The sequence below is a fragment of the Gracilibacillus lacisalsi DSM 19029 genome, from assembly GCF_000377765.1.
GTDB classification, from domain to species: domain Bacteria; phylum Bacillota; class Bacilli; order Bacillales; family Amphibacillaceae; genus Gracilibacillus; species Gracilibacillus lacisalsi.
This window is the reverse complement of the sequence record NZ_KB898666.1, coordinates 69,314-90,378: the sequence shown is the minus strand read 5'-3', so window position 1 is coordinate 90,378 and position 21,065 is coordinate 69,314. Positions and strand designations below refer to the sequence as shown.

General features: G+C 37.7%; 18 protein-coding genes. 12 read left to right on the top strand and 6 right to left on the bottom strand.

Annotated elements, in window-relative coordinates; genetic code table 11:
• The first annotated feature begins 7 nt into the window (after positions 1-7).
• Genes D569_RS0108980 through D569_RS0108965 form a run of 4 tightly spaced genes read left to right on the top strand, consistent with a single transcriptional unit; the run spans position 8 to position 5,018 of the window.
• Positions 8-1,216: a M24 family metallopeptidase gene (locus tag D569_RS0108980; protein ID WP_018932080.1), complete on the top strand. Its 1,209-nt coding sequence runs from the start codon at positions 8-10 to the stop codon at positions 1,214-1,216.
• 43 nt (positions 1,217-1,259) lie between these two features.
• Positions 1,260-2,459 (top strand): cystathionine gamma-synthase family protein, encoded by a 1,200-nt coding sequence (locus tag D569_RS0108975; protein ID WP_018932079.1) that lies wholly within the window; start codon positions 1,260-1,262, stop codon positions 2,457-2,459.
• 51 nt (positions 2,460-2,510) lie between these two features.
• The gene (locus tag D569_RS0108970; RefSeq protein ID WP_018932078.1) at positions 2,511-3,566 is read left to right on the top strand and encodes a homoserine dehydrogenase; all 1,056 of its coding nucleotides are present in this window, start codon (positions 2,511-2,513) and stop codon (positions 3,564-3,566) included.
• Positions 3,567-3,581: 15 nt separating this feature from the next.
• A complete protein-coding gene (locus D569_RS0108965; RefSeq protein ID WP_018932077.1) occupies positions 3,582-5,018 on the top strand; it encodes an aldehyde dehydrogenase family protein in 1,437 nt (478 codons plus the stop codon).
• Positions 5,019-5,078: 60 nt separating this feature from the next.
• Here D569_RS0108965 and D569_RS0108960 read toward each other — a convergent pair whose 3' ends face one another.
• A complete protein-coding gene (locus D569_RS0108960) occupies positions 5,079-6,548 on the bottom strand; it encodes a catalase (protein ID WP_018932076.1) in 1,470 nt (489 codons plus the stop codon).
• Between the two features lie 444 nt (positions 6,549-6,992).
• Between D569_RS0108960 and D569_RS0108955 the strand changes: the two genes are divergently transcribed.
• From D569_RS0108955 to D569_RS0108940, 4 genes are all read left to right on the top strand, one after another.
• Positions 6,993-7,769: an ABC transporter ATP-binding protein gene (locus D569_RS0108955; RefSeq protein WP_018932075.1), complete on the top strand. Its 777-nt coding sequence runs from the start codon at positions 6,993-6,995 to the stop codon at positions 7,767-7,769.
• 20 nt (positions 7,770-7,789) lie between these two features.
• Positions 7,790-8,722, top strand: a complete 933-nt coding sequence (locus D569_RS0108950; RefSeq protein WP_018932074.1) for a bile acid:sodium symporter family protein — start codon at positions 7,790-7,792, stop codon at positions 8,720-8,722.
• 77 nt (positions 8,723-8,799) lie between these two features.
• Positions 8,800-9,180: a DUF4870 domain-containing protein gene (locus tag D569_RS0108945; RefSeq protein ID WP_018932073.1), complete on the top strand. Its 381-nt coding sequence runs from the start codon at positions 8,800-8,802 to the stop codon at positions 9,178-9,180.
• Between the two features lie 706 nt (positions 9,181-9,886).
• Complete coding sequence (locus D569_RS0108940; RefSeq protein WP_018932072.1) at positions 9,887-10,234, top strand: DUF1360 domain-containing protein; 348 nt, start codon at positions 9,887-9,889, stop codon at positions 10,232-10,234.
• A gap of 274 nt (positions 10,235-10,508) precedes the next feature.
• Here D569_RS0108940 and adhE read toward each other — a convergent pair whose 3' ends face one another.
• Complete coding sequence (gene adhE, locus D569_RS0108935) at positions 10,509-13,106, bottom strand: bifunctional acetaldehyde-CoA/alcohol dehydrogenase (protein ID WP_018932071.1); 2,598 nt, start codon at positions 13,104-13,106, stop codon at positions 10,509-10,511.
• Positions 13,107-13,150: 44 nt separating this feature from the next.
• Positions 13,151-13,399, bottom strand: a complete 249-nt coding sequence (locus D569_RS0108930; protein WP_018932070.1) for a hypothetical protein — start codon at positions 13,397-13,399, stop codon at positions 13,151-13,153.
• 161 nt (positions 13,400-13,560) lie between these two features.
• On the opposite strand from D569_RS0108930, the gene ytzI reads away from it, so the two are divergent.
• On the top strand, positions 13,561-13,758 hold the full coding sequence (gene ytzI, locus D569_RS0108925) for a YtzI protein (protein WP_018932069.1): 198 nt from the start codon (positions 13,561-13,563) through the stop codon (positions 13,756-13,758).
• Positions 13,759-14,066: 308 nt separating this feature from the next.
• On the opposite strand, the gene D569_RS0108920 is transcribed toward ytzI, so the two are convergent.
• Entirely contained in the window at positions 14,067-15,233 is a 1,167-nt protein-coding gene (locus D569_RS0108920) for an iron-containing alcohol dehydrogenase (RefSeq protein WP_018932068.1), read from the bottom strand.
• 222 nt (positions 15,234-15,455) lie between these two features.
• On the opposite strand from D569_RS0108920, the gene pflB reads away from it, so the two are divergent.
• The 3 genes from pflB to D569_RS0108905 all read left to right on the top strand — a co-directional run bounded on the left by pflB (position 15,456) and on the right by D569_RS0108905 (position 19,021).
• Positions 15,456-17,717: a formate C-acetyltransferase gene (pflB, locus tag D569_RS0108915; RefSeq protein WP_018932067.1), complete on the top strand. Its 2,262-nt coding sequence runs from the start codon at positions 15,456-15,458 to the stop codon at positions 17,715-17,717.
• Positions 17,718-17,744: 27 nt separating this feature from the next.
• Complete coding sequence (gene pflA / locus D569_RS22730) at positions 17,745-18,503, top strand: pyruvate formate-lyase-activating protein (RefSeq protein ID WP_033404838.1); 759 nt, start codon at positions 17,745-17,747, stop codon at positions 18,501-18,503.
• A 98-nt stretch (positions 18,504-18,601) separates the two neighbouring features.
• Positions 18,602-19,021: an organic hydroperoxide resistance protein gene (locus D569_RS0108905; RefSeq protein WP_018932065.1), complete on the top strand. Its 420-nt coding sequence runs from the start codon at positions 18,602-18,604 to the stop codon at positions 19,019-19,021.
• A 259-nt stretch (positions 19,022-19,280) separates the two neighbouring features.
• Here D569_RS0108905 and D569_RS0108895 read toward each other — a convergent pair whose 3' ends face one another.
• Together D569_RS0108895 and D569_RS0108890 are read right to left on the bottom strand one after the other, a co-directional pair.
• On the bottom strand, positions 19,281-19,598 hold the full coding sequence (locus tag D569_RS0108895; RefSeq protein WP_018932063.1) for a hypothetical protein: 318 nt from the start codon (positions 19,596-19,598) through the stop codon (positions 19,281-19,283).
• Between the two features lie 138 nt (positions 19,599-19,736).
• Positions 19,737-20,930 carry a CynX/NimT family MFS transporter gene (locus D569_RS0108890; protein WP_018932062.1) on the bottom strand — a complete coding sequence of 398 codons (1,194 nt, stop codon included), beginning with the start codon at positions 20,928-20,930 and terminating at the stop codon, positions 19,737-19,739.
• Positions 20,931-21,065: the final 135 nt, after the last annotated feature.

The following is a 21,065-nucleotide window of genomic DNA, read 5'->3' as shown; positions in this document are numbered from 1 at the left end:
GGATTCGATGTTAGCCTTTGATATTTTAGAATATCAAAAACGTTTAACGAAAACAAAACAACGGATGGCTGAAAACGACATGGAAGTACTACTTGTAACAGACCCCGCTAATATGAATTATTTATCAGGCTATGATGCTTGGTCATTCTATGTTCACCAAATGTTAATTATCATTATTGATGAGCCTCAGCCAATTTGGATTGGTCGTTATCAAGATGCAAATGGCGCGAAAATTACCACATGGATCTACAACGAAAATATTATTCCATTCCCAGATTATTATGTACAATCATCGATTTATCACCCAATGGATTTCATTGCAGAAATTTTAAAACAGATCGGGCAAGGAAATAGAAAAATAGGTGTTGAGATGGATAATTACTATTTCACTGCCAAGGCTTACGAAAGGTTAAAGCACGGACTGCCAAATGCTACATTCAAAAATGCGGATTTATTAGTGAATTATGTAAGGATTATCAAATCAGAGCAAGAAATTGAATATATGAAGCGGGCAGCAGAAATTGCTGATCAAGCGATGTATAAAGCAATAGAAAGTGTACGCGTAGGGAATCGAGAGTGTGACACAGCAGCAGCTATCTATCACCAAATGATTTCTGGTACTGATGAATATGGTGGGGATTATCCAGCTATCGTTCCATTGCTTCCCTCTGGATATAACACAGGCGCACCACATCTAACTTGGTCGGAGAGAAAATATCAAGAAGGAGAGTCTGTTGTTATTGAACTCGCAGGCTGTTACAAAAGGTATCATGTACCAGTTGCTAGAACGGTTTCGATAGGTAAACCTTCTATACAGCTTGAGAAACTGGCTCCGATTGTCGTAGAAGGATTAAATGCCGTTTTAGATGCGGTAAAGCCTGGAGTTACTTGTGGAGAACTGGAAAGCTATTGGTATAACTGTCTAAAGAAATATGGAATTGAAAAAGAGGCAAGACTAGGATATTCCGTAGGTTTAGGTTACCCGCCAGATTGGGGCGAACATACAGCAAGCATCCGAACAGAGGATTCCACCGTTTTACAGCCAAATATGACTTTCCACCTTATTCCGGCCTTGTGGTTCGACAACTATGGAATTGAGATCAGTGAATCATTTCGAGTAACAAAAACTGGCGGGGAAACGTTCACCAATATTCCAAGAGAATTAATTGTGCAAGATCCCTTTCCGTTTCCAGAACAAGGTGGAATCATCAGCTAGCTTTTAGGATGATTAGATAGATATTAGATGAGGAGGGAATAGTATGAGAGATGTAAAAATGAGTACAAAAGCAGTTTGGGCAGGGGAAAAAGAGCAATTAGCTTTTGGAGCCACTCAAGTTCCAGTTGTACACAGTGTATCTTTTGGGTATGACGATATGGATGAATGGTATGAAGTAGCTATCGGTAATAAAGAAGGTCATATTTACGGTCGTAATACTAATCCAACTGTTGAAGCATTTGAAGAAAAAATAAGAATATTAGAAGGAGCAGAATCTGCTACTAGTTTTTCGACTGGAATGGCAGCGATTAGTAATACACTCGGAACTCTATTGTTCCCAGGGGATCGAATTGTTTCCATAAAAGACACCTATGGCGGAACCAATAAAATATTCACCGAATTTCTGCCCAAGCAAAACGTGGACGTCGTTTTATGTGATACGGGGGATCATGAAGCAATTGAAAAAGAGGTAGCAAAAGGGTGTAAAGTGCTCTATTTAGAAAGCCCAACAAACCCAACGGTAAAAATCACAGATATTGAACGAATGGCGCAGGCCGGAAAACAAGCTGGAGCTATAGTCATTGTTGATAACACTTTTGCCACTCCAGTTAACCAAAATCCACTCGAATTGGGAGCAGACCTGGTGATTCATAGTGCCACAAAATTTTTAGGGGGGCATGCAGATGCGTTAGGTGGTTCTGTTTGTGGCTCTAAAAAATTGGTAGAAAGTATTTATCATTATCGAGAAATTAATGGAGCAACACTTGACCCGATGTCAGCCTATTTATTACTACGGGGCATGAAAACGCTTCAATTAAGAATTGAAAAACAAAGTGAAAATGCAATGGCAGTTGCTCGTTATTTACAATCAGTTGATGCCGTCGAATCAGTATTTTATCCAGGATTAGAGGACCATCCAGGCCATGAGATTGCAAAAAAACAAATGAACGGGTTTGGCAGCATGTTAAGTTTCTCGGTGAAAGGTGGGGTGGATACACTCAGACATCTGCTTCCAAAGCTTAAATATGCGAATCGAGCAGCACACCTGGGCTCTGTTGAAACAATTGTAGGACCTTCTCGCACAACAAGTCATGTAGAATGTACACCAGAGGAAAGAGCAGCAATGGGGATACCGGAAGGATTAATACGATATTCAGCAGGACTAGAAGATAAAGATGACTTAATTCATGATTTAGAGCAAGCCTTTCAATCATTGCCAGAAAGTCTATTTGTAAACAAATAAAACATACCTTTTAACTAAAACGAAATTAAAAAAATAATGGAGGTGATGAGATTGACGATGAAGGTCGCTTTTATTGGGTTTGGTGGTGTCGGGCAGGCATTGGCAGAGATTTTCTTGAAACAACAAAAGGGAGAAAAGCCATCATATGGTTTTGAGCCTGAGGTTGTCGCTGTATCCGATATTATGAAAGGATCTGTGTATCATCCGGATGGTTTAAACATTAAAGAGTTGTTATCTGCTGCTAGGGATTCTGGAAGTTTAGCTGCTTATCCAGATAAAGAAGGATTAATTAGAGGCTGGGATAGCATGGAAACAATCAAGAATACGAATGCAGATATGATTGTCGAGGTAACATTCACAGATGTGAAGACAGGTCAACCAGCTATTGATCATTGTCGAACAGCTTTTGAACATAAAAAAAGTGTGGTAACGACTAATAAAGGACCAGTTGCTTTAGCTTATGATGAATTATCACAATTAGCAGAAAAGAATGGTGTGTTCTGGGGATTTGAAGGTACAGTGATGAGCGGAACACCAGCTCTCAGATTGCCTGTCATGACATTAGCAGGAAATGAAATAACAGAAATTAAAGGTATCTTAAATGGGACGACGAACTATATGATAACCGAAATGGAAAAAGGCGAGACATACCAGGAAGCATTAGCAAAAGCGCAAAGATTAGGCTATGCAGAAGCGGATCCAACTAGTGATGTGGAAGGGTATGATGCCAGATATAAGACAGCAATATTAGCGAACTATTTACTGGGTGAAAAAATAGCTTCTGAAGATATTTACTGTAGAGGAATTAACGATTTAACGTTAGAGATGGTGAAAGAAGCGCTAGCTAAAAAACAGAAATGGCGTCTGCTCTCGCGTTTAACTAAAAGGGAAGATGGTTCACTCGAAGCTTCTGTTCAACCAGAATTAATTGATGGTAACGATCCATTAGCTGGTGTGAATGGCCCGACAAATGCGATCGTTTATGAATGTGACTTATCTGGTCCTATCATGTTAACAGGTGCAGGGGCAGGATTAATCGAAACAGGTTATTCACTTTTTATTGATATCATTCACTATCATAGACAAAGCGCCCTAACCAAACTTTAATAGGGGGTGATTTCCATGCAACTAAAAGTAAAACAAGAGAAAATGTTGATTGCAGGACAATGGATAGCTGCTGAGCAAACATTTGATGTCTATGACCCGCAGGATAATCGATTAATTGCCAAAGTACCATTAGCTACAGAAAATGATATGCTGATGGCTATTGAAAAAGCAGAGGAGGCATATTTAAGTAATAAACCTTGGCCAACTCATGAAAGGATGGCCGTACTTCAACGAGTAGCCTCTTATATAGAAGAAAATAAAGAGCGTTATGCAGAAACAATTGCATTAGAAGGAAGCAAAACGATTCACGAAGCTCGCATGGAAGTAAAGCGAGCGATCCAAACGATTCAAATTAGTGCAGAAGAAGCTCGAAGGATAAATGGAGAAACGATTAATTTTGATCAAAGTGAGAGTGGAGAAAACAGGGTTGGCTATTATTACCGTTTTCCAGTAGGTGTGATTGGAGCGATCACCCCTTTTAATGATCCTTTAAATCTAGTAGCTCATAAGGTCGGTCCAGCGATTGCCTCGGGCAACGCGATCATTGTCAAACCAGCATCTGATACGCCATTGAGTGCATTGCTTTTGGCAGAAGCTTTTACACAATCGGGATTGCCAGCAGGTATGTTGTCTGTTGTGACCGGATCAGGTCGAGATGTAGGTGATGTACTTGTCACGCATCCTTCTATTACGATGATTACATTTACAGGAGGAGTAGATGTTGGGAAGAAAATCGCGCATAAAGCTGGAATCAAGAAGATCGGAATGGAGCTCGGTTCTAATTCCCCGGTTATTGTGTTAAAAGATGCAGATGTTGAAAAAGCAGTGGCATCTTGTGTATCAGGTGCTTTTACAGCTGCCGGTCAAAATTGTATTGGTGTCCAGAGAATTTATGTAGAGAAAGAAGTATATCATCAATTCTTAGAGTTATATAAACAAAGAACTTCAGAGCTGCAGTTGGGAGATAAATTGGATCCATTAACAGACGTTGGTCCGATGATAAATGAGCGAGAAGCAAAAAGGGTTGAAACGTGGGTAAATCAAGCCGTAGCAGAAGGGGCAAAAATTCAAATGGGCGGAAAAAGAGAGAGAGCCTTTTATTATCCGACTATTCTAACAGATGTCCCCATCCATGCGGTGATTGCCCAAGAAGAAATATTTGGTCCTGTCGTGCTTGTCTATTCAGTAGAGGATGTGTATCAAGCGATTGCTCAGTCAAACGCTGTTGATTACGGGCTACAAGCAGGGATATTCACAAAAGACGTGGAAAATGCGTTTTTAACAATACAGAAGTTAGAAGTCGGTGGCATCATGGTCAATGATAGTAGTGATTATCGTATTGATGCAATGCCTTTTGGAGGGGTGAAACAATCGGGGTTAGGTAGAGAAGGGATCAAGTCCTCGATTGAAGCCATGACAGAGCAAAAGGTAGTGAGCTTTAAACTAAGCTAATATCTTTCGAAATAACAATCAAAAAAAGAGACCGCTCTGGGTCTCTTTTTTTGATTGTGCTTATTCTTTTACACTTGCTGGTACTTCTACGCCTAATTTAGCAGCAACACCTTCTGCTAATTCAGGAGCTACTTTGTAGAAGTTTTCTAATTGACGGTCCACAATACCTTCGCGAGTTACAGCACTCATGTGGTCAGCGAAGTTTTGAATTAAACGCTCGCGCTCTTCATCATTCATTACATCACGGAATAATGCACGAGGCTGAGAGTAGTGATCATCTTGATCATATGGAACACTATCAGCAAATCCAGAAACTTCATATGGACTAATTTTGTTTTCAGGTGTTTCTTTTGGTGCATCACTAAAGCTATTAGGTTCATAGTTAGGTGCGCTGCCACCATTACCATCATGGCTCATAAACCCATCACGTTGATAGTTATTAACCGGTGATTTAGCACGGTTAATTGGTAATGACTCATGGTTTGCTCCAATACGGTAACGATGTGCATCAGAATAGGCAAACAAACGACCTTGAAGCATTTTATCTGGAGATGCTTCAATTCCAGGAACAAAGTGTCCAGGAGAAAATGCAGCTTGCTCTACTTCTGCAAAATAGTTCTCAGGATTACGATCTAATACCATTTTACCAACTTCAACTAATGGATAGTCTTCATGTGGCCATACTTTTGTTACATCAAATGGATCGTAACGGTAGTTTTGCGCGTCCGCTTCAGGCATGATTTGAACTTTTAATGTCCAAGAAGGATAGTTACCTTCTTCAATAGCATTAAATAGATCTTCAGTATGATAGTCAGGATTTGTACCTGCAAGTTCATCTGCCACTTTAGGATCTAGGTTTTTAATGCCTTGATCTGTTTTGAAGTGATATTTCACATAGAATGCTTCTCCATCTTTATTTACCCATTTAAATGTGTGGCTTCCGTAGCCATTTTGATGACGAAGAGTCGCAGGGATACCACGGTCAGAGTGTAAAATAGTAATTTGGTGAAGTGACTCTGGTGATAATGACCAGAAATCCCAAACCGCATTTTTATCTTTTAAGTGTGTTTGCGGGTTACGTTTTTGTGTATGAATAAAGTCTGGGAATTTAATCGCATCACGGATAAAGAATACTGGCGTGTTATTCCCAACTAAATCATAGTTCCCTTCATCTGTATAAAATTTAACAGCGAAACCACGCGGGTCACGTACTGTATCGGCAGAACCTAATTCGCCAGCTACAGTGGAGAAGCGGATGAACATAGGTGTTTTTTTGCCTACTTCAGATAAGAAGTCTGCTTTTGTATATTTAGAAACGTCATTTGTTACTTCAAAATAGCCGTGTGCTCCTGCACCTTTAGCGTGTACAACTCTTTCTGGAACTCTTTCACGATTAAAATGAGCTAGTTTTTCTAGTAAATGAACGTCTTGAATTAATGTTGGTCCTCTATGGCCTGCAGTAATGGAGTTTTGATTATCTCCTACTGGCGCACCAGAAGCAGTCGTTAAGTATTTTTTTTCTTGACTCATATAATGTAACACCTCTCCTTTATTCTTTATATTACATCTTTTATTATAATACAAATCTTATGAAAATCAATATTTATTTATAATAATTTTAAATAAATTTTGTGTAAAATCTATGTCTTCTTCCATTTGTCAAGGTGTTAAACCATAGTTTCACTTCATATTTCTTTACCCGATAAAAATATTAACTAAACAAAAAATAGAGCAGCTATTTATTAGCTACTCTAATGGAATGGGAAACATCCTTGAACTTTTGTTGATTGGGGGTAACAAAAGATATGTGTAAAGGGAATGTTTCATCACTCTATGTGATTAAATATATTATAACGATAATGAGAATCATTTTCAATAGGAAAGTTCAATTTTTTTAAAATTTTTCTACAAACTAAACACAAGAAATTTCAAGCTTACCGGTGTATACTAAATAGATGAAGGAAGTGATATAGAATGGTGTTGAATTTACAAAAAGTAGGACTAAAAAAAGAAGGAAATTGGATACTAAAAGATATCAATTGGAAAATAGAGAAAGGAGAGCACTGGACATTATTAGGATTGAATGGTGCAGGAAAAACAGCGCTTTTACATATGTTATGTTCCTATTATTTTCCAACAGAAGGTCAAGTTAATGTGATTGGAAGGCAATTTGGTAAAGATGTACTCGGAGAGCAGTTAAGACAACAAATCGGTATTGTATCATCCATCTTAAAACAACGAATTTATGGTACGGATAGTGCATACCAAGTTGTATTAAGCGGTGCGTTTGCTTCGATTGGTTTATATGAAACCCCTACAGACGAGATGCGTGCCAAAGCACAACAGCTATTGAAGGATCTTGATTGCTTCTCTTATGCTAATCGTGCCTACCGAACATTATCTCAAGGGGAACAACAACGTGTATTAATCGGACGAGCACTCATGAACGACCCCAAATTATTAATTTTAGACGAGCCGACAAATGGATTAGATTTTATCGCAAGAGAGAAATTACTAGAGTCGATTGAGCATATTAGTCAAGGGGAAAATGCAGCTTCGATTATATATGTCACACATCATGTGGAGGAAATAATACCAACTTTTTCGAAAACTTTGTTATTAAAGGACGGACGTGTATTTAATCAAGGCCTAACAAATGCTATGATCAATTCGGAAAATTTAACAGAATTTTTTGGTGTACCAGTAGAGGTAGATTGGACAGAACGACGTCCAAGGTTAAGGAAGAAATAACATCTTAGGAGTAGACTTAAATGTTAAATCATTTGAACCAAATACTACAACGAATTATGCCCTTTATCGCGCCAGCGAGTGTAATTATTGGAGTATTATTTGCAGATTTTTTTATTCAATTTGATCATTGGGTTATCTGGATTTTTGCATTTATGACATTTGCAGGGAGTTTGAGCCTGAATTTTGTTGCTCTATATCGAGTGGTAGCTCACCCTTTATCGATATTGATAGCACTTGTTATCTTACATATTTTAATGCCTTTATGGGCGTTTCTAATCGGAACACTCACCTTTAGCAATGATCATTTAACGGTTATTGGTTTTGTATTAGCAATGATTATCCCTACAGGGATTACAAGTTTTATTTGGGTTTCTATGAATAAAGGAAATGTCGCCTTAACATTATCCATTATTTTAATCGATACGATCTTATCCCCTTTTATTGTCCCGTTATCGCTATCATTATTTATCGGAGCATCCGTTGATTTAGAAGTGTGGGCGATGATGAAAGGTCTGTTTATCATGATCGTTATTCCGTCTATATTAGGTATGATTTTACATGAAACAACTCGTGGAGGAATTCATGAGAAATGGAGTCCTCGCTTAGCTCCTTTTTCGAAAATAGCATTAGCATTAGTCATTATGATCAATAGCTCAGAAGTTGCAGATTATTTATTGAATGTTGATTTTCATCTGATTAAAGTAGCTATAACGATGTTTTTTGTTGCTGCTAGTGGCTATTACTTAGCTTGGTTGTTGTCGAAGTGGTTAAAACGGGCTAGTCAAGATGTCATTTCTTTAACGTTTAGTAGTGGAATGAGAAATATTAGCGCCGGAGCCGTTATCGCAGTTCAGTATTTTCCTGGACCAGTGGCTGTTCCGGTTGTTGTCGGCATGTTATTTCAACAAGTTTTGGCTTCTTTATATAGTAAATTTCTGCAAAGAAGAAAATAAATATTAATATTGAGAATATTCTGAAAAATGGTAGAATTAACTATTGAAGTATACGTTTAAACGAAAGGAGGACAAAAATGACGGAGGAACAATTACCGAAAGATAATGAAGAGCAAAAGGCAGAGCAACAGTCAAAAACATCAACAGGATTAGATCAGAATGTCGCAGGTTTATTATCGTATTTAGTAGGGTTTGTTACTGGTATTATTTTTTTATTGTTAGAGAAAGAAAATCGCTTTGTCCGTTTTCATGCAATGCAGTCGATTTTTACATTTGTACTTTTGATGGTGATTAATACGATTCTTGGTATGATACCTTTATTAGGATGGCTTGTAAGTATTTTAATCGCACCTTTAACACTAGTTTTATGGATTGTCTTAATGGTAAAGGCCTATCAAGGGCAATATTTCAAGCTACCTTGGATTGGTGATATGGTTGAACAACAATTAGATAAATAATGATATAATCCTGATCTGATGTTCACATCAGGTCTTTTTTTTAATAGTAAAGAAAGCATAAAATCAGCGCAATGACCGTGTTTAGCGAATTAAATGTTTGATGTATATTGGCAATGTTTCCACTCATTACTTCGCTCTCAACGGGCACTCCCTCAACTAACTTTGCAAAGTGGATTCTCGGCTCGTCTTATTCCGGCAGGAGTCTCCACTATGAGAAGGTGCAACAATTCTTGTCATAAGTAATAGTTGACTTATTGCAATGGACAAAGTGACAATGGCTATCCGTAAGTATAAAAGCAACTGTGTTACTTCATGCTAGCGTTGTAGTGCATGATAATAGCGTAGGCCGCCCACTTTCACTCCTGTGGAAATTGTTTGACCTGAAGATCCACTTTTTCGAGCGGGTTTTGCTCGAAAAAAGTTAGCTGAAGGTCAAACCCACGGAAAGAGAAGTGGGCAGCCGGAGTGGTGGTCAAACAGTTGATATAATTTCATATTGGCCACTAAAGGAAGCGTAAATCTTTAACACCTAGTGGAAAAACTGAGAGGTTTTTCTCGGCACAGAAAGTAGAAAAATTGTTTGCAAAAAAACGTACAAAACGAAGGGTTTGCCAAAAGAGATTTTGGTAAACCCTCGTTTTTATTCATGAATCAGGCACCTACTTAATAATATGAAAGTAAAGAAGAAAAGAAAGAAGGTGCCCTTATGATTACATGGTTATCTTTTGTTTTATTATCACTTGCAACATTTCGTTTAACAAGATTGATCGTTTATGATAAAATCACAGGCTTTATTCGAGCACCTTTTTTTGAAGTAGAAGAAAAATGGTTGCCCGATGGTAGCATAGAAGAGACGGTGATGTTTAAAGGAAATGGTTGGAAAAGATGGATTGGTGAATTATTACGGTGTCACTGGTGTACGGGCATTTGGTCATCTTTAATTTTATTTTTAGGGTTTCATTTTTACTCTACTATATTTATCCCAATTATTATTGTATTGGCGGTTGCAGGAGTAGCATCGATTATTGAGGTAATTATTTCTTACTTTATTTAAACATTCATGTATCTTTATTCCTGCTTCTTCCTTTTATAGCCACTGCAGCTACATGACTTTTTCCTTCGTCCTTTTTTTCGTCTGCTAACAGACCGTTGTGTAATGTTGGACATGATCAAAACTCCTTCATCATACTAGATTATGAAACATTCCTATATTATTTTATGAGGTCGCTATAAAAGCGTTCGGGAGTTACATAAAAACGGTGAAAAAGTCTAATTTCTTCTACAAATAAGCCGAGGAAGGAGATTTCTTTTCCTCGGCCTATATAAGGTTACATACCTTTAAAAGCGTCTAAATAGATCTGTTTTAATTCAGTAACAAGTGGTAATTTTGGATTTGCAGTAGTACATTGATCCTCGAAAGCTTTGTCGGCTAAGTGATCCACTTGTTTCATAAATGCTTCTTTTTCCACACCATTTGCTTCGATGCTCATTGGAATATCCAGTTGCTTAGCCAGTTCACCTACTGCTTTAACTAAGCTTTTTACACCTTCTTCTGTAGTACGTGCAGGCAGTCCTAGTATTTTTGCTATCTCTGCATATCGCTGATCCGCAACAAAATGTTCATACTTTGGAAAAGAAACAAATTTAGTTGGCTTTTTCGCATTATAGTGAATCACGTGTGGTAAGAGAATCGCATTTGCTCGCCCGTGTGCGATTTGGAATGCTGCTCCCAGCTTATGGGCCAAGCTATGATTAATCCCCAAAAACGCATTAGCAAAAGCCATTCCTGCAATACTAGAAGCATTGTGCATTTTTTCCCTTGCTTTTTCATTATTGCCATCTTTATAAGCAATAGGTAAATATTCAAAAACTAATTGTATGGCCTTTATTGCCAATCCATCTGTATAATCATTTGCCATGTTGGATACATAAGATTCAATCGCATGTGTCAGTACATCCATACCAGTATCTGCTGTGACTACTGGTGGTACCGTCATGACAAACTGTGGATCAATGATCGCAACATCCGGTGTTAAGGCATAATCAGCTAATGGATATTTGATGTTGTTTTGTTTATCCGTAATAACGGAGAAAGGTGTTACTTCGGATCCTGTTCCAGACGTCGTTGGAATTCCTACAAATTGTGCTTGTGTTCCGAGCTCTGGGTATTTATAGACACGTTTACGAATGTCTAAGAATTTTTGTTTGATTCCATTAAAGTCGGTCTCTGGATGCTCATAGAATAACCACATACCTTTAGCTGCATCCATGGCAGATCCACCACCAATAGCGATAATGACATCAGGTTTGAATTTACTCATTTCTTCTGTCCCGCGCATCACAGTTTCAATTGATGGATCGGGTTCAACATCAGAGAATATTTCGCAATGTACATAGTCCGCTCGTTTACGTAAATGATATAGTACTTTATCTACATACCCTAATTGTCTCATAATTGGATCAGTGACAATAAAGGCTCTTGAGATATTCGGCATTTTTGCTAAGTATTGTACAGCATTTTTTTCAAAATAAATTTTAGCTGGTACTTTAAACCATTGCATATTGACGTTTCTATTTGCTATTTTTTTGGTATTGGTAAGGTGGATTGCTCCGACATTAGTTGAAACAGAGTTACCGCCATATGATCCACAGCCCAATGTTAGGGATGGCAGGTAGGCATTGTAAATATCACCAATCGCTCCTTGAGAAGAAGGGGCATTAACAATGATTCGACCTGCTTTCATTCGCTTACCGAATGCTTCAATAATCTCTTGATCATTAGAATGGATAACAGCAGAGTGACCAAGACCTCCGAACTCAAGCATTTCTTCACAACGCTTGAATCCTTCTTGATAATTTTTAACTTGATAGCATGCAAGGATTGGACTTAATTTTTCGCGAGAAAGTGGTTCATCTGGTCCAACTGTTTTTAATTCTGCAACAAGCATTTTAGTATCTGCAGGAACATTAATTCCAGCTTTTTTAGCAATTTCTACAGGGCTTTTTCCAACGATATCAGCGTTTACTGCACACGTCTTTTCATTTATCGCAAGTTTCTCCAGCTTTTTCTTTTCCTCTTGGTTTAAGAAATAACAATGATTGTTAAGCATTTCCTGTTGTACTTTTTGATAGATGGCTTGATCAATGATCACTGCCTGTTCTGATGCACAAATCATTCCGTTATCAAAAGTTTTAGAAAGAATTAAGTCATTGACAGCTCGTTTGATATCGGTTGTTTTCTCAAAATAACATGGTACATTACCAGGTCCTACCCCAAGGGCTGGTTTTCCAGAACTGTAAGCTGATTTAACCATTCCAGCCCCACCTGTAGCTAGAATAAGTGCGATATCTTCATGTGTCATTAACTCTTGTGTCGCTTCTATACTAGGTTGTTCAATCCATTGGATGCAATGTTTTGGTGCACCAGCTTTCATTGCAGCCTGATACAATATATTAGCTGCTTCTGCACTACTTTTTTGAGCAGAAGGATGAAAAGCAAAAATAATGGGATTAGCCGTTTTTATCGCTATCAAGATTTTGAACATTGTAGTAGAGGTTGGATTGGTAACGGGTGTGACACCGGCTATAACACCAATTGGTTCTGCTATTTCCACGACACCGTCATGTTGATTTTCATTCGTGATTCCAACTGTTTTATCATATTTAATATTATGGTAGATATATTCTGTAGCAAATATATTTTTAATAATTTTATCCTCGTAAACACCTCTATTTGTTTCTTCTACTGCCATTTTTGCTAGAGTCATATGTGCGTCTAAACCGGCAAGTGCCATTTCCTTAACAATGTGGTTGATCTCTTCTTGATTTAATTGTTTTAATTTTGACAATGCTGCTGTACCTTGTTTTACTTTTTGATCAATGGTTTGCTGAACATTACGTTGTTTTTCGAGCGCTGATGTACTCATCATTTACTCCTCCTCACATTTTGTGAAATACTGAGCATTCAAACTTAAAAAAAATGAATTTCTGATAGTTCTTGGGTGGGATTGCGTGCAATTTTAATAAAGGTAAGATCTTGATACAATCGTGTTGTGTTTTTCAATAAGATGACGTAGTGCTTTGTCCAGATCATGCTAGGATACGCCTTGTTGTGCTCTAAGAGAAGAGCTTCGAACTGGTCACCGATCCTTTCTTCGAATGTCGCTTGGTTGTAAAAATCGGTGTCTGTACTGAAATCAATCCATTCATAGGAAATCATTATTTCTCCTCCTTTTTATAACCTCCTTTATCTGTTCTGAATTAATCATATCATTAGAAAACGCATACAAAACGCCTGATTTTTGTCGGTTTTGTGAAATGTTTCACAATTTAGAGTGTGTTATAATTGATTTATTTAAAAGAAAGGGAAGGGTACAGTACATGTGGGTTGTTATTATTGTTTGTATTATTGTCGTGATTGCAGTATTAGCACTGTCCATTATGACATTAAATAAAGGGTATGGGTATCAGCATACAATCGATCCGTTACCAAGCGAGCAGGAAAGTAGTGAAGAAACCGAAGCAAGAACAGATCAATCAGAGAAAAATACGAATGAAAATAAAAACAGTGACCGATAAAAACTCAAACGGTCACTGTTTGCTCGTTCTGCAATAGTATATTCGAGGGAGAATGCGGACATTTGTTCCGCTATTTGTGACAAAAGTGCCATTTTTAGGGTGCATGCGGACATCTATTCCGCTATTCGACGAAAATACAGCTAACTTTGATCTTAAAAAGCTAAATAAGGGATTAAATGTCCGCAAAACCCAAAAAACGGGTGTTATTCTGTTAAATAACGTACTCAATGTCCGCTCAATAAATGTTAACACTAAGTAACTTTCACTAGTTTGAATTAGTTATTACGGGGTGCGTTATCCCTACCTTATTATAAAGAAGCTTTATAGATGGCGATCGCATCATCACGGTTCAGTTTTTTGAAGCTACCGAATTCAGGTCTAGCGATCACTGTTTTATCAGCCATTTCCTCGATACTGTCTTCGCCAATATCATAATCAGCCAAGCGAGAAGGAGCTTCGATACTATTCCAGAATGCACGAAGTTTAGCAATCCCTTCTAAGCCAACTTCTTTATCTGATTTACCACTTGGATCAACATCAAATACACGGACAGCTAATTGTTTAAAACGACTTACGTTTTCATCGATTGCATATTCCATCCAATGTGGGAAGAGAATTGCCAGGCCACCACCGTGTGGAATGTCATGTACAGCTGAAACAGCATGTTCTAGGTTATGTGTTGCCCAGTCTCCATGATAACCCATATTTACCATGCCATTTAATGCCATCGTACCATTATATAAAATTGTTGCGCGGAGCTCTTCATTTTCAAGATCTTCTAATAATTTTGGAGCTGTTTCTACCATCGTTTGTAGAATTCCTTCAACCATACGATCTTGTAACAATGTATTTTCTTCATGATGGAAATAATGTTCGAGCGCGTGTGACATAATATCGACCATGCCATAGATTGTTTGGTCTTTCGGTACTGTTTTAGTGAAATCAGGATCTAAAATCGAGAAAGTAGGGTAAGTATATGGGCTTCCCCAACCATGTTTTTCATTTGTTTCCCAATTTGTAATGACAGATCCTGCATTCATTTCCGATCCGGTTGCTGCCAGTGTTAAAACCGTACCAAATGGAAGTGCACCAGTAGGAGTTGCTTTCTTAGTTACAATATCCCAAATATCATCTTCAGATTTAGCACCTGCAGCGATTGCTTTCGTACAGTCAATTGTACTTCCGCCACCAACAGCAAGGATGAAATCTATTTTTTCATCTTTACAAACTTCGATTCCTTTACGTGCAGTAGTGACACGAGGATTTGGTTCGACACCACTTAATTCAAATACATTTTTATTTTCTTTCTTCAATATATCGATTACTTGGTCGTATAAGCCATTGCGTTTAATGCTTCCGCCACCGTAGACGAGCAGAATATTATCACCATAATGTTGTACTTCAGTTTGTAAGTTCTCTAATTGCCCTTGACCGAAATATAATTTTGTCGGGTTGTGAAACATAAAGTTTTGCATTTGTTTGCCTCCTTCTAAATCAACATACACCATTAAATATTGCAATAATTTTAGTATGTGTAAAGTATTATGCTTCATGTTTCCAATTGTGAACAAATTCTGACAGCTAATAAGAAAAGTGTAATTTTGTTCACTATTTCACATGACAAACTTTAAGGAAAGGAATATACTAGTAATATAAACATGCTCAATGTTGAACAATGAGAAGAGGAGGAACATAAAATGAAGGTAGAAGAACGAGTAGATCAAACGAAGGTAGCTTGGCAAGGTTTTACTCCAGGTCGTTGGCAGGAAGAAATTGATGTGCGAGACTTCATTATCAAAAACTTCACTTTGTATGATGGTGATGAATTATTTTTAGAGGATGCAACAGAGAATACGCTTAAATTGTGGGAACAAGTGATGGAATTGACGAAACAAGAGCAAGAGAACGGTGGTGTTTACGACTTAGATACTGAGATTGTTTCGACCATTACTTCACACGGCGCAGGTTATCTAGATAGAACGAAAGAAAAAATAGTAGGTGTACAGACAGATCAACCATTTAAACGTTCCTTACAGCCATTTGGAGGTATTCGTATGGCGGTAGCGGCCGCACAGTCTTATGGTTATCAAGTTGACGAAAATATTGTGAAAACATTCACAGATTACAGAAAGACACATAACCAAGGTGTTTTTGATGCATATACGAAAGAGATGTTGTTGGCTCGAAAAGCTGGCATTGTAACAGGGCTACCAGATGCTTATGGGCGCGGTAGAATTATCGGTGATTATCGTCGGGTTGCATTATATGGCGTGGATCGACTAATAGCAGAAAAGCAAGCGCAATTAGATATCATTGGTGGCAATGGTCAGATGACGGAAGAGGTGATTAGAGACCGCGAGGAAATGACGGAACAAATTCGAGCGTTACAAGAGTTAAAGCAATTAGGGGAAATATATGGTTTCGATTTATCCCGTCCGGCGAACGATGCCCAAGAAGCGGTGCAGTGGTTATATTTAGCATATTTAGCTGCTATCAAGGAGCAAAATGGAGCAGCGATGAGTTTAGGCAGAGTATCCACTTTCTTGGATGTTTATCTTGAAAGAGATTTAGCAGAAGGATATTTGACAGAGCAACAAGCACAAGAGTTAATTGATCATTTTGTCATGAAACTTCGTCTTGTTAAATTTGCAAGAACACCGGAATACAATGAATTATTTAGTGGTGACCCAACTTGGGTGACAGAGTCGCTTGGTGGTATAGCATTAGATGGACGTCCGTTAGTTACAAAAAGTTCATTCCGCTTTTTACACACATTAACTAATTTGGGACCGGCACCTGAACCAAATTTGACCGTACTATGGTCCACACGTTTGCCTGAAGCGTTTAAAAAATATTGTGCCAAGATGTCAATTGACACAAGTTCAATTCAATATGAGAATGATGACCTCATGCGAGAACAATATGGTGATGATTATGGCATCGCATGTTGCGTATCTGCAATGCGGATTGGCAAACAGATGCAATTTTTCGGTGCTAGAGCAAACCTTGCAAAAGCATTACTATATACGATAAATGGTGGGGTAGATGAAAAATTAAAAATCCAAGTAGGACCTGCCTATGCTCCCATTACTTCTGAATACTTAGAGTATGATGAGGTAGCGGAAAAATATGATCGAATGCTAGAATGGCTTGCAGGTCTTTACGTAAATGCATTAAATGTTATTCACTATATGCATGATAAATACAGTTATGAACGATTAGAGATGGCCTTGCATGATCGGGAAGTATTTCGAACGATGGCATGCGGAATTGCAGGATTATCTGTTGTTACGGATTCGTTAAGTGCAATCAAGTATGCCAAAGTTAAAACAATTCGAGATGAGCATGGCTTGGTAGTTGATTACGAAATCGAAGGAGATTTTCCAAAGTACGGCAATAATGATGACAGGGTAGATCAGATTGCCAAAGATCTCGTGAAGAAATTCATGAATAAAATAGAGAAACATAAAACATACCGTGGAGCAACACCAACTCAATCGATTCTTACTATTACATCCAATGTTGTATATGGTAAGAAAACTGGCAATACACCAGACGGTAGAAAAGCGGGAGAACCATTCGCGCCTGGAGCAAATCCGTTACATGGTCGTGATACGAGAGGGTCATTGGCATCTCTTAGTTCTGTAGCGAAATTACCATATGAATATGCTTTAGATGGCATTTCTAATACATTTTCGATAGTACCAAGAGCGCTTGGAAAAGAAGAACAAACAAGAATAAGTAATTTAGCAGGTATGTTAGATGGTTATGCAATAAAACGAGGACATCACTTAAATGTAAATGTCTTTGAGAGAGAAACACTGATGGATGCCATGGAACATCCTGAAAAATATCCGCAACTTACCATCCGTGTCTCAGGATATGCGGTCAATTTTACTAAATTAACACGGGAACAACAAATTGACGTGATTAATCGGACGTTCCATGAAAGTATGTAAGCTTAAATAAAAAGAGAGGTGAGTATGATGATTGGAAGAATTCATTCTGTTGAAACTTGTGGAACAGTCGATGGACCTGGTTTACGCTATGTAATATTTATGCAAGGCTGTTTATTAAGATGTCAATATTGCCACAATCCAGATACTTGGACGAGAGGTGATGGAAAGAATATAACGGTAGAAGAATTAGTTGCAGATATTCAATCATACTTACCTTTCTTTCAATCCTCAGGGGGAGGAGTTACCGTTAGTGGTGGCGAGCCTTTGTTGCAAGTGGACTTTTTGACAGCTCTTTTTACTGAATTAAAGAAAATCGGAGTTCATACAACCATTGATAGTTGTGGAGGGTGCTTCTCCACTTCACCATACTTTCTTGAAAAGCTTGATAAGTTAATTCAAGTAACAGATCTAGTTCTATTAGACTTAAAACATATTGATTTGGTAAAGCATCAAGCATTAACAGGTATGTCCAATCAGCATATTTTGCGATTCGCACAATACCTTGATCAAAGGAGTATGCCTGTTTGGATCAGACATGTATTAGTCCCGACAATAAGTGATGATGATGAAGCATTGAAAAGGTTGGCAGCATTTATCGGGACGTTGTCCAATGTCGATAAGATTGAAGTGTTGCCTTATCATAAATTAGGTATATACAAATGGAAAGAGCTAGGGTTGGATTATCCACTTCAAGGAATAGAGCCACCATCACAAGAAAGAGTAGTGAATGCAGAAAAAATATTAAAGACAGCTTTACAAACAGAAAAATTTCTCCATTCCAGTTAAATAGAATGTTTAATAATTGAAGGAAAAGGAATAGTATTGGTAGAATAAATAATATAGAACAAGCAAACGTTCTAATTTAATCTAAAGGAGTGGATAGAGTGAGTAACAAATTATTTACATCCAAAGCAACTGCACAAGGTGGCCGTGATGGTCATGTCAAATCAGATGACGGTTTAATTGACTTAAACCTGGTAAATCCAGCGGGTGATGGTGATGGAACAGGCTCTAATCCAGAACAATTATTTGCTGCAGGTTATGCTGCATGCTACGATGGTGCCTTGAACCTAATGGCATCCAAACAAAAGAAGGATATTGAATCTGCTATTACGGCAGAAGTTAGCTTAATAAAAGATGAAGCTGACGGTGGATTCAAAATTGGTGTAGTACTTAATGTAGAAATTAAAGGTGTATCACAAGAAGAAGCAGAAGAACTTGCTAAACAAGCACACGACTTCTGCCCATACTCTAAAGCTACAAGAGGAAATATTGACGTAGAATTAAATACAAAAGCTGTATAATAAGAAAAGCGCAGAGCGCCGGCCTAGTTTCTGGGCGCTTTGAGTGAACAAATAGCCAAATATTATACTTTCTTTTCGTAATATAGAAAGAGCACGGTGTTATTGGTACACCGTGCTCCTTTTATTACGAACGATTTTTAAAGTAATCTGAGAAAGCCTGGAAAAACTCGATTCCTTGATACAACCAAACACTCACTGCTGCAAAGGAAAATAGGCCAATCATAAAGAATCTGAACCACATGTTCATACCTCCTTCAATTTATTTTGGTGGAAGGGGTACAAATGTGATCAGATAGTTAGATTGATAAAATACCGCATGTAGATAATGTCGAGATACAAATGCTTGTTGAAGAGAGTAAAAGATCGTAAATAGTAGTAATGCTCCAATCATTACTTGCTCTTCATTTAAAATACCTTTGTCTGCTGTAGAATCATGATGATCTGCATCATAATAATAAGCAGCATGTAGTTCATCGTTTAATTCGATGTTGAATGTTAGATCAGCTTGATAATTTGATAATGAGATTAAGTGAGAAATGGTTAACATCATCATGACAAGAATGAGGGATTTTCTCATATACTCAACCATCTCCCTTTTTCTATTCATTTATTCAGTATATACCTGATCAACAGACCAGTAAAGTGACTTTCCTCATAATTTACAATTCTTTTAATATCGGACAAAAACGTTTGTAATGAAAATCTCACAAATAGATTATAATACTTTCTTATTTCTGCTGGCCCCTAAACCAAAAACAGTCATGATTAATGTAACAATTAGTATCGTCATAATAGAAGGCTGCCAATGGTTGGCAATGTCAAAAATAAGTCCAATGACTATCGGTCCAATCGATGCTAACAAGTAACCAAAAGATTGTGCCATTCCTGATAATTCAGCAGCTTGTCTTGCGTTAGTGGTCCTTAGACCGAGCAAGGCTAATGCTAAGCTTATACTTGCTCCTAACATCATGCCAATTAGTGTAATGGCAATAGTAGTCCCTATCATACCAGGTTCAAAATATAGCATGCTATAACCGATAATGCCTGACATTCCAAAAACGGCAACGACAGGTTGTTGGTTTTTCAGTTTGCCTGCAATAACAGGAGTAAAGAAAGTAGCAGGCAAACTGATGAATTGCATGTATGCTACATACCATCCAGCAACTGACCCTGAAAAATCATTGTAAATCAATATTTCAGCTAACCATGAAATCGTTACATAAAATAAAAAAGATTGTAATCCCATAAAAAGCGTGACTTGCCAGGCAACAGGAGAACGCAATAATTGAACAGTGCTCGGTTCATATAGTTCCTTATCTTCTTTAAGGGGTGCTTTGTTCATCGCGATAAGCCAGACAACAATACCGATAATCACGAGTAAACTCCAGCTAGCTAATGACCATTGCCATTCAAGTCCAGCAGTTGTTGTAAGTGGAACACTGAAACCTGAGGCTAATGCGGCGAAAATGGACATCGATGTGGTATAAACACCTGTCATTAAACCGATTTTCTCAGGGAAATTACTTTTAATGAGACTTGGTAAAATAACATTAATGATCGCAATACCGACACCGATTAATATGGTGCCGACAAATAATAATGTAATGGATGCTGTGGAGCGAATCCAAATACCAATCAATAATGTAATAAGTCCATATAGTAATGCTTTTTCATTAGTAGTCCGATTGGCAATCCTCGGTGCTATGGGTGACATAAAGGCAAAGGCGATGAGCGGCAAGCTGGTTAAAAAGCCTGCACTCCAATTGCTGATCGATAATTCTTCACGGATGATGCCAATGATAGGACCAACTGAAGTGATTGCGGGTCTTAAATTAAAGGCTAACAGAATAATGCCAATGATAAAAAGAATCGTATAATGCTTATTTGTTAAGTGTGGTCCTTTTTCCATTTTTTCACCTTGTTTCTATGTTTTTATTAACAAATGTCATACAAAATATGCTAAAATAAGTAAGAAACTATTAGTAAAATTCGCATTATAATAGAATAACATACATAAAGTAAGACTTCCATTAATGGGGGTCTT

What these genes read in the sequence shown, in the direction of transcription:
- D569_RS0108945 (WP_018932073.1), top strand. Translation starts at nt 8,800, where the DNA reads ATGACGGAGGAACAATTACCGAAAGATAATGAAGAGCAAAAGGCAGAG.
- D569_RS0108940 (WP_018932072.1), top strand. Translation starts at nt 9,887, where the DNA reads ATGATTACATGGTTATCTTTTGTTTTATTATCACTTGCAACATTTCGT.
- D569_RS0108930 (WP_018932070.1), bottom strand. Translation starts at nt 13,399, where the DNA reads ATGATTTCCTATGAATGGATTGATTTCAGTACAGACACCGATTTTTAC.
- D569_RS0108890 (WP_018932062.1), bottom strand. Translation starts at nt 20,930, where the DNA reads ATGGAAAAAGGACCACACTTAACAAATAAGCATTATACGATTCTTTTT.
- D569_RS0108960 (WP_018932076.1), bottom strand. Translation starts at nt 6,548, where the DNA reads ATGAGTCAAGAAAAAAAATACTTAACGACTGCTTCTGGTGCGCCAGTA.
- D569_RS0108920 (WP_018932068.1), bottom strand. Translation starts at nt 15,233, where the DNA reads ATGCAAAACTTTATGTTTCACAACCCGACAAAATTATATTTCGGTCAA.
- pflA (WP_033404838.1), top strand. Translation starts at nt 17,745, where the DNA reads ATGATTGGAAGAATTCATTCTGTTGAAACTTGTGGAACAGTCGATGGA.
- D569_RS0108975 (WP_018932079.1), top strand. Translation starts at nt 1,260, where the DNA reads ATGAGAGATGTAAAAATGAGTACAAAAGCAGTTTGGGCAGGGGAAAAA.
- D569_RS0108980 (WP_018932080.1), top strand. Translation starts at nt 8, where the DNA reads ATGTTAGCCTTTGATATTTTAGAATATCAAAAACGTTTAACGAAAACA.
- ytzI (WP_018932069.1), top strand. Translation starts at nt 13,561, where the DNA reads ATGTGGGTTGTTATTATTGTTTGTATTATTGTCGTGATTGCAGTATTA.
- D569_RS0108955 (WP_018932075.1), top strand. Translation starts at nt 6,993, where the DNA reads ATGGTGTTGAATTTACAAAAAGTAGGACTAAAAAAAGAAGGAAATTGG.
- D569_RS0108895 (WP_018932063.1), bottom strand. Translation starts at nt 19,598, where the DNA reads ATGAGAAAATCCCTCATTCTTGTCATGATGATGTTAACCATTTCTCAC.
- D569_RS0108965 (WP_018932077.1), top strand. Translation starts at nt 3,582, where the DNA reads ATGCAACTAAAAGTAAAACAAGAGAAAATGTTGATTGCAGGACAATGG.
- pflB (WP_018932067.1), top strand. Translation starts at nt 15,456, where the DNA reads ATGAAGGTAGAAGAACGAGTAGATCAAACGAAGGTAGCTTGGCAAGGT.
- adhE (WP_018932071.1), bottom strand. Translation starts at nt 13,106, where the DNA reads ATGAGTACATCAGCGCTCGAAAAACAACGTAATGTTCAGCAAACCATT.
- D569_RS0108950 (WP_018932074.1), top strand. Translation starts at nt 7,790, where the DNA reads ATGTTAAATCATTTGAACCAAATACTACAACGAATTATGCCCTTTATC.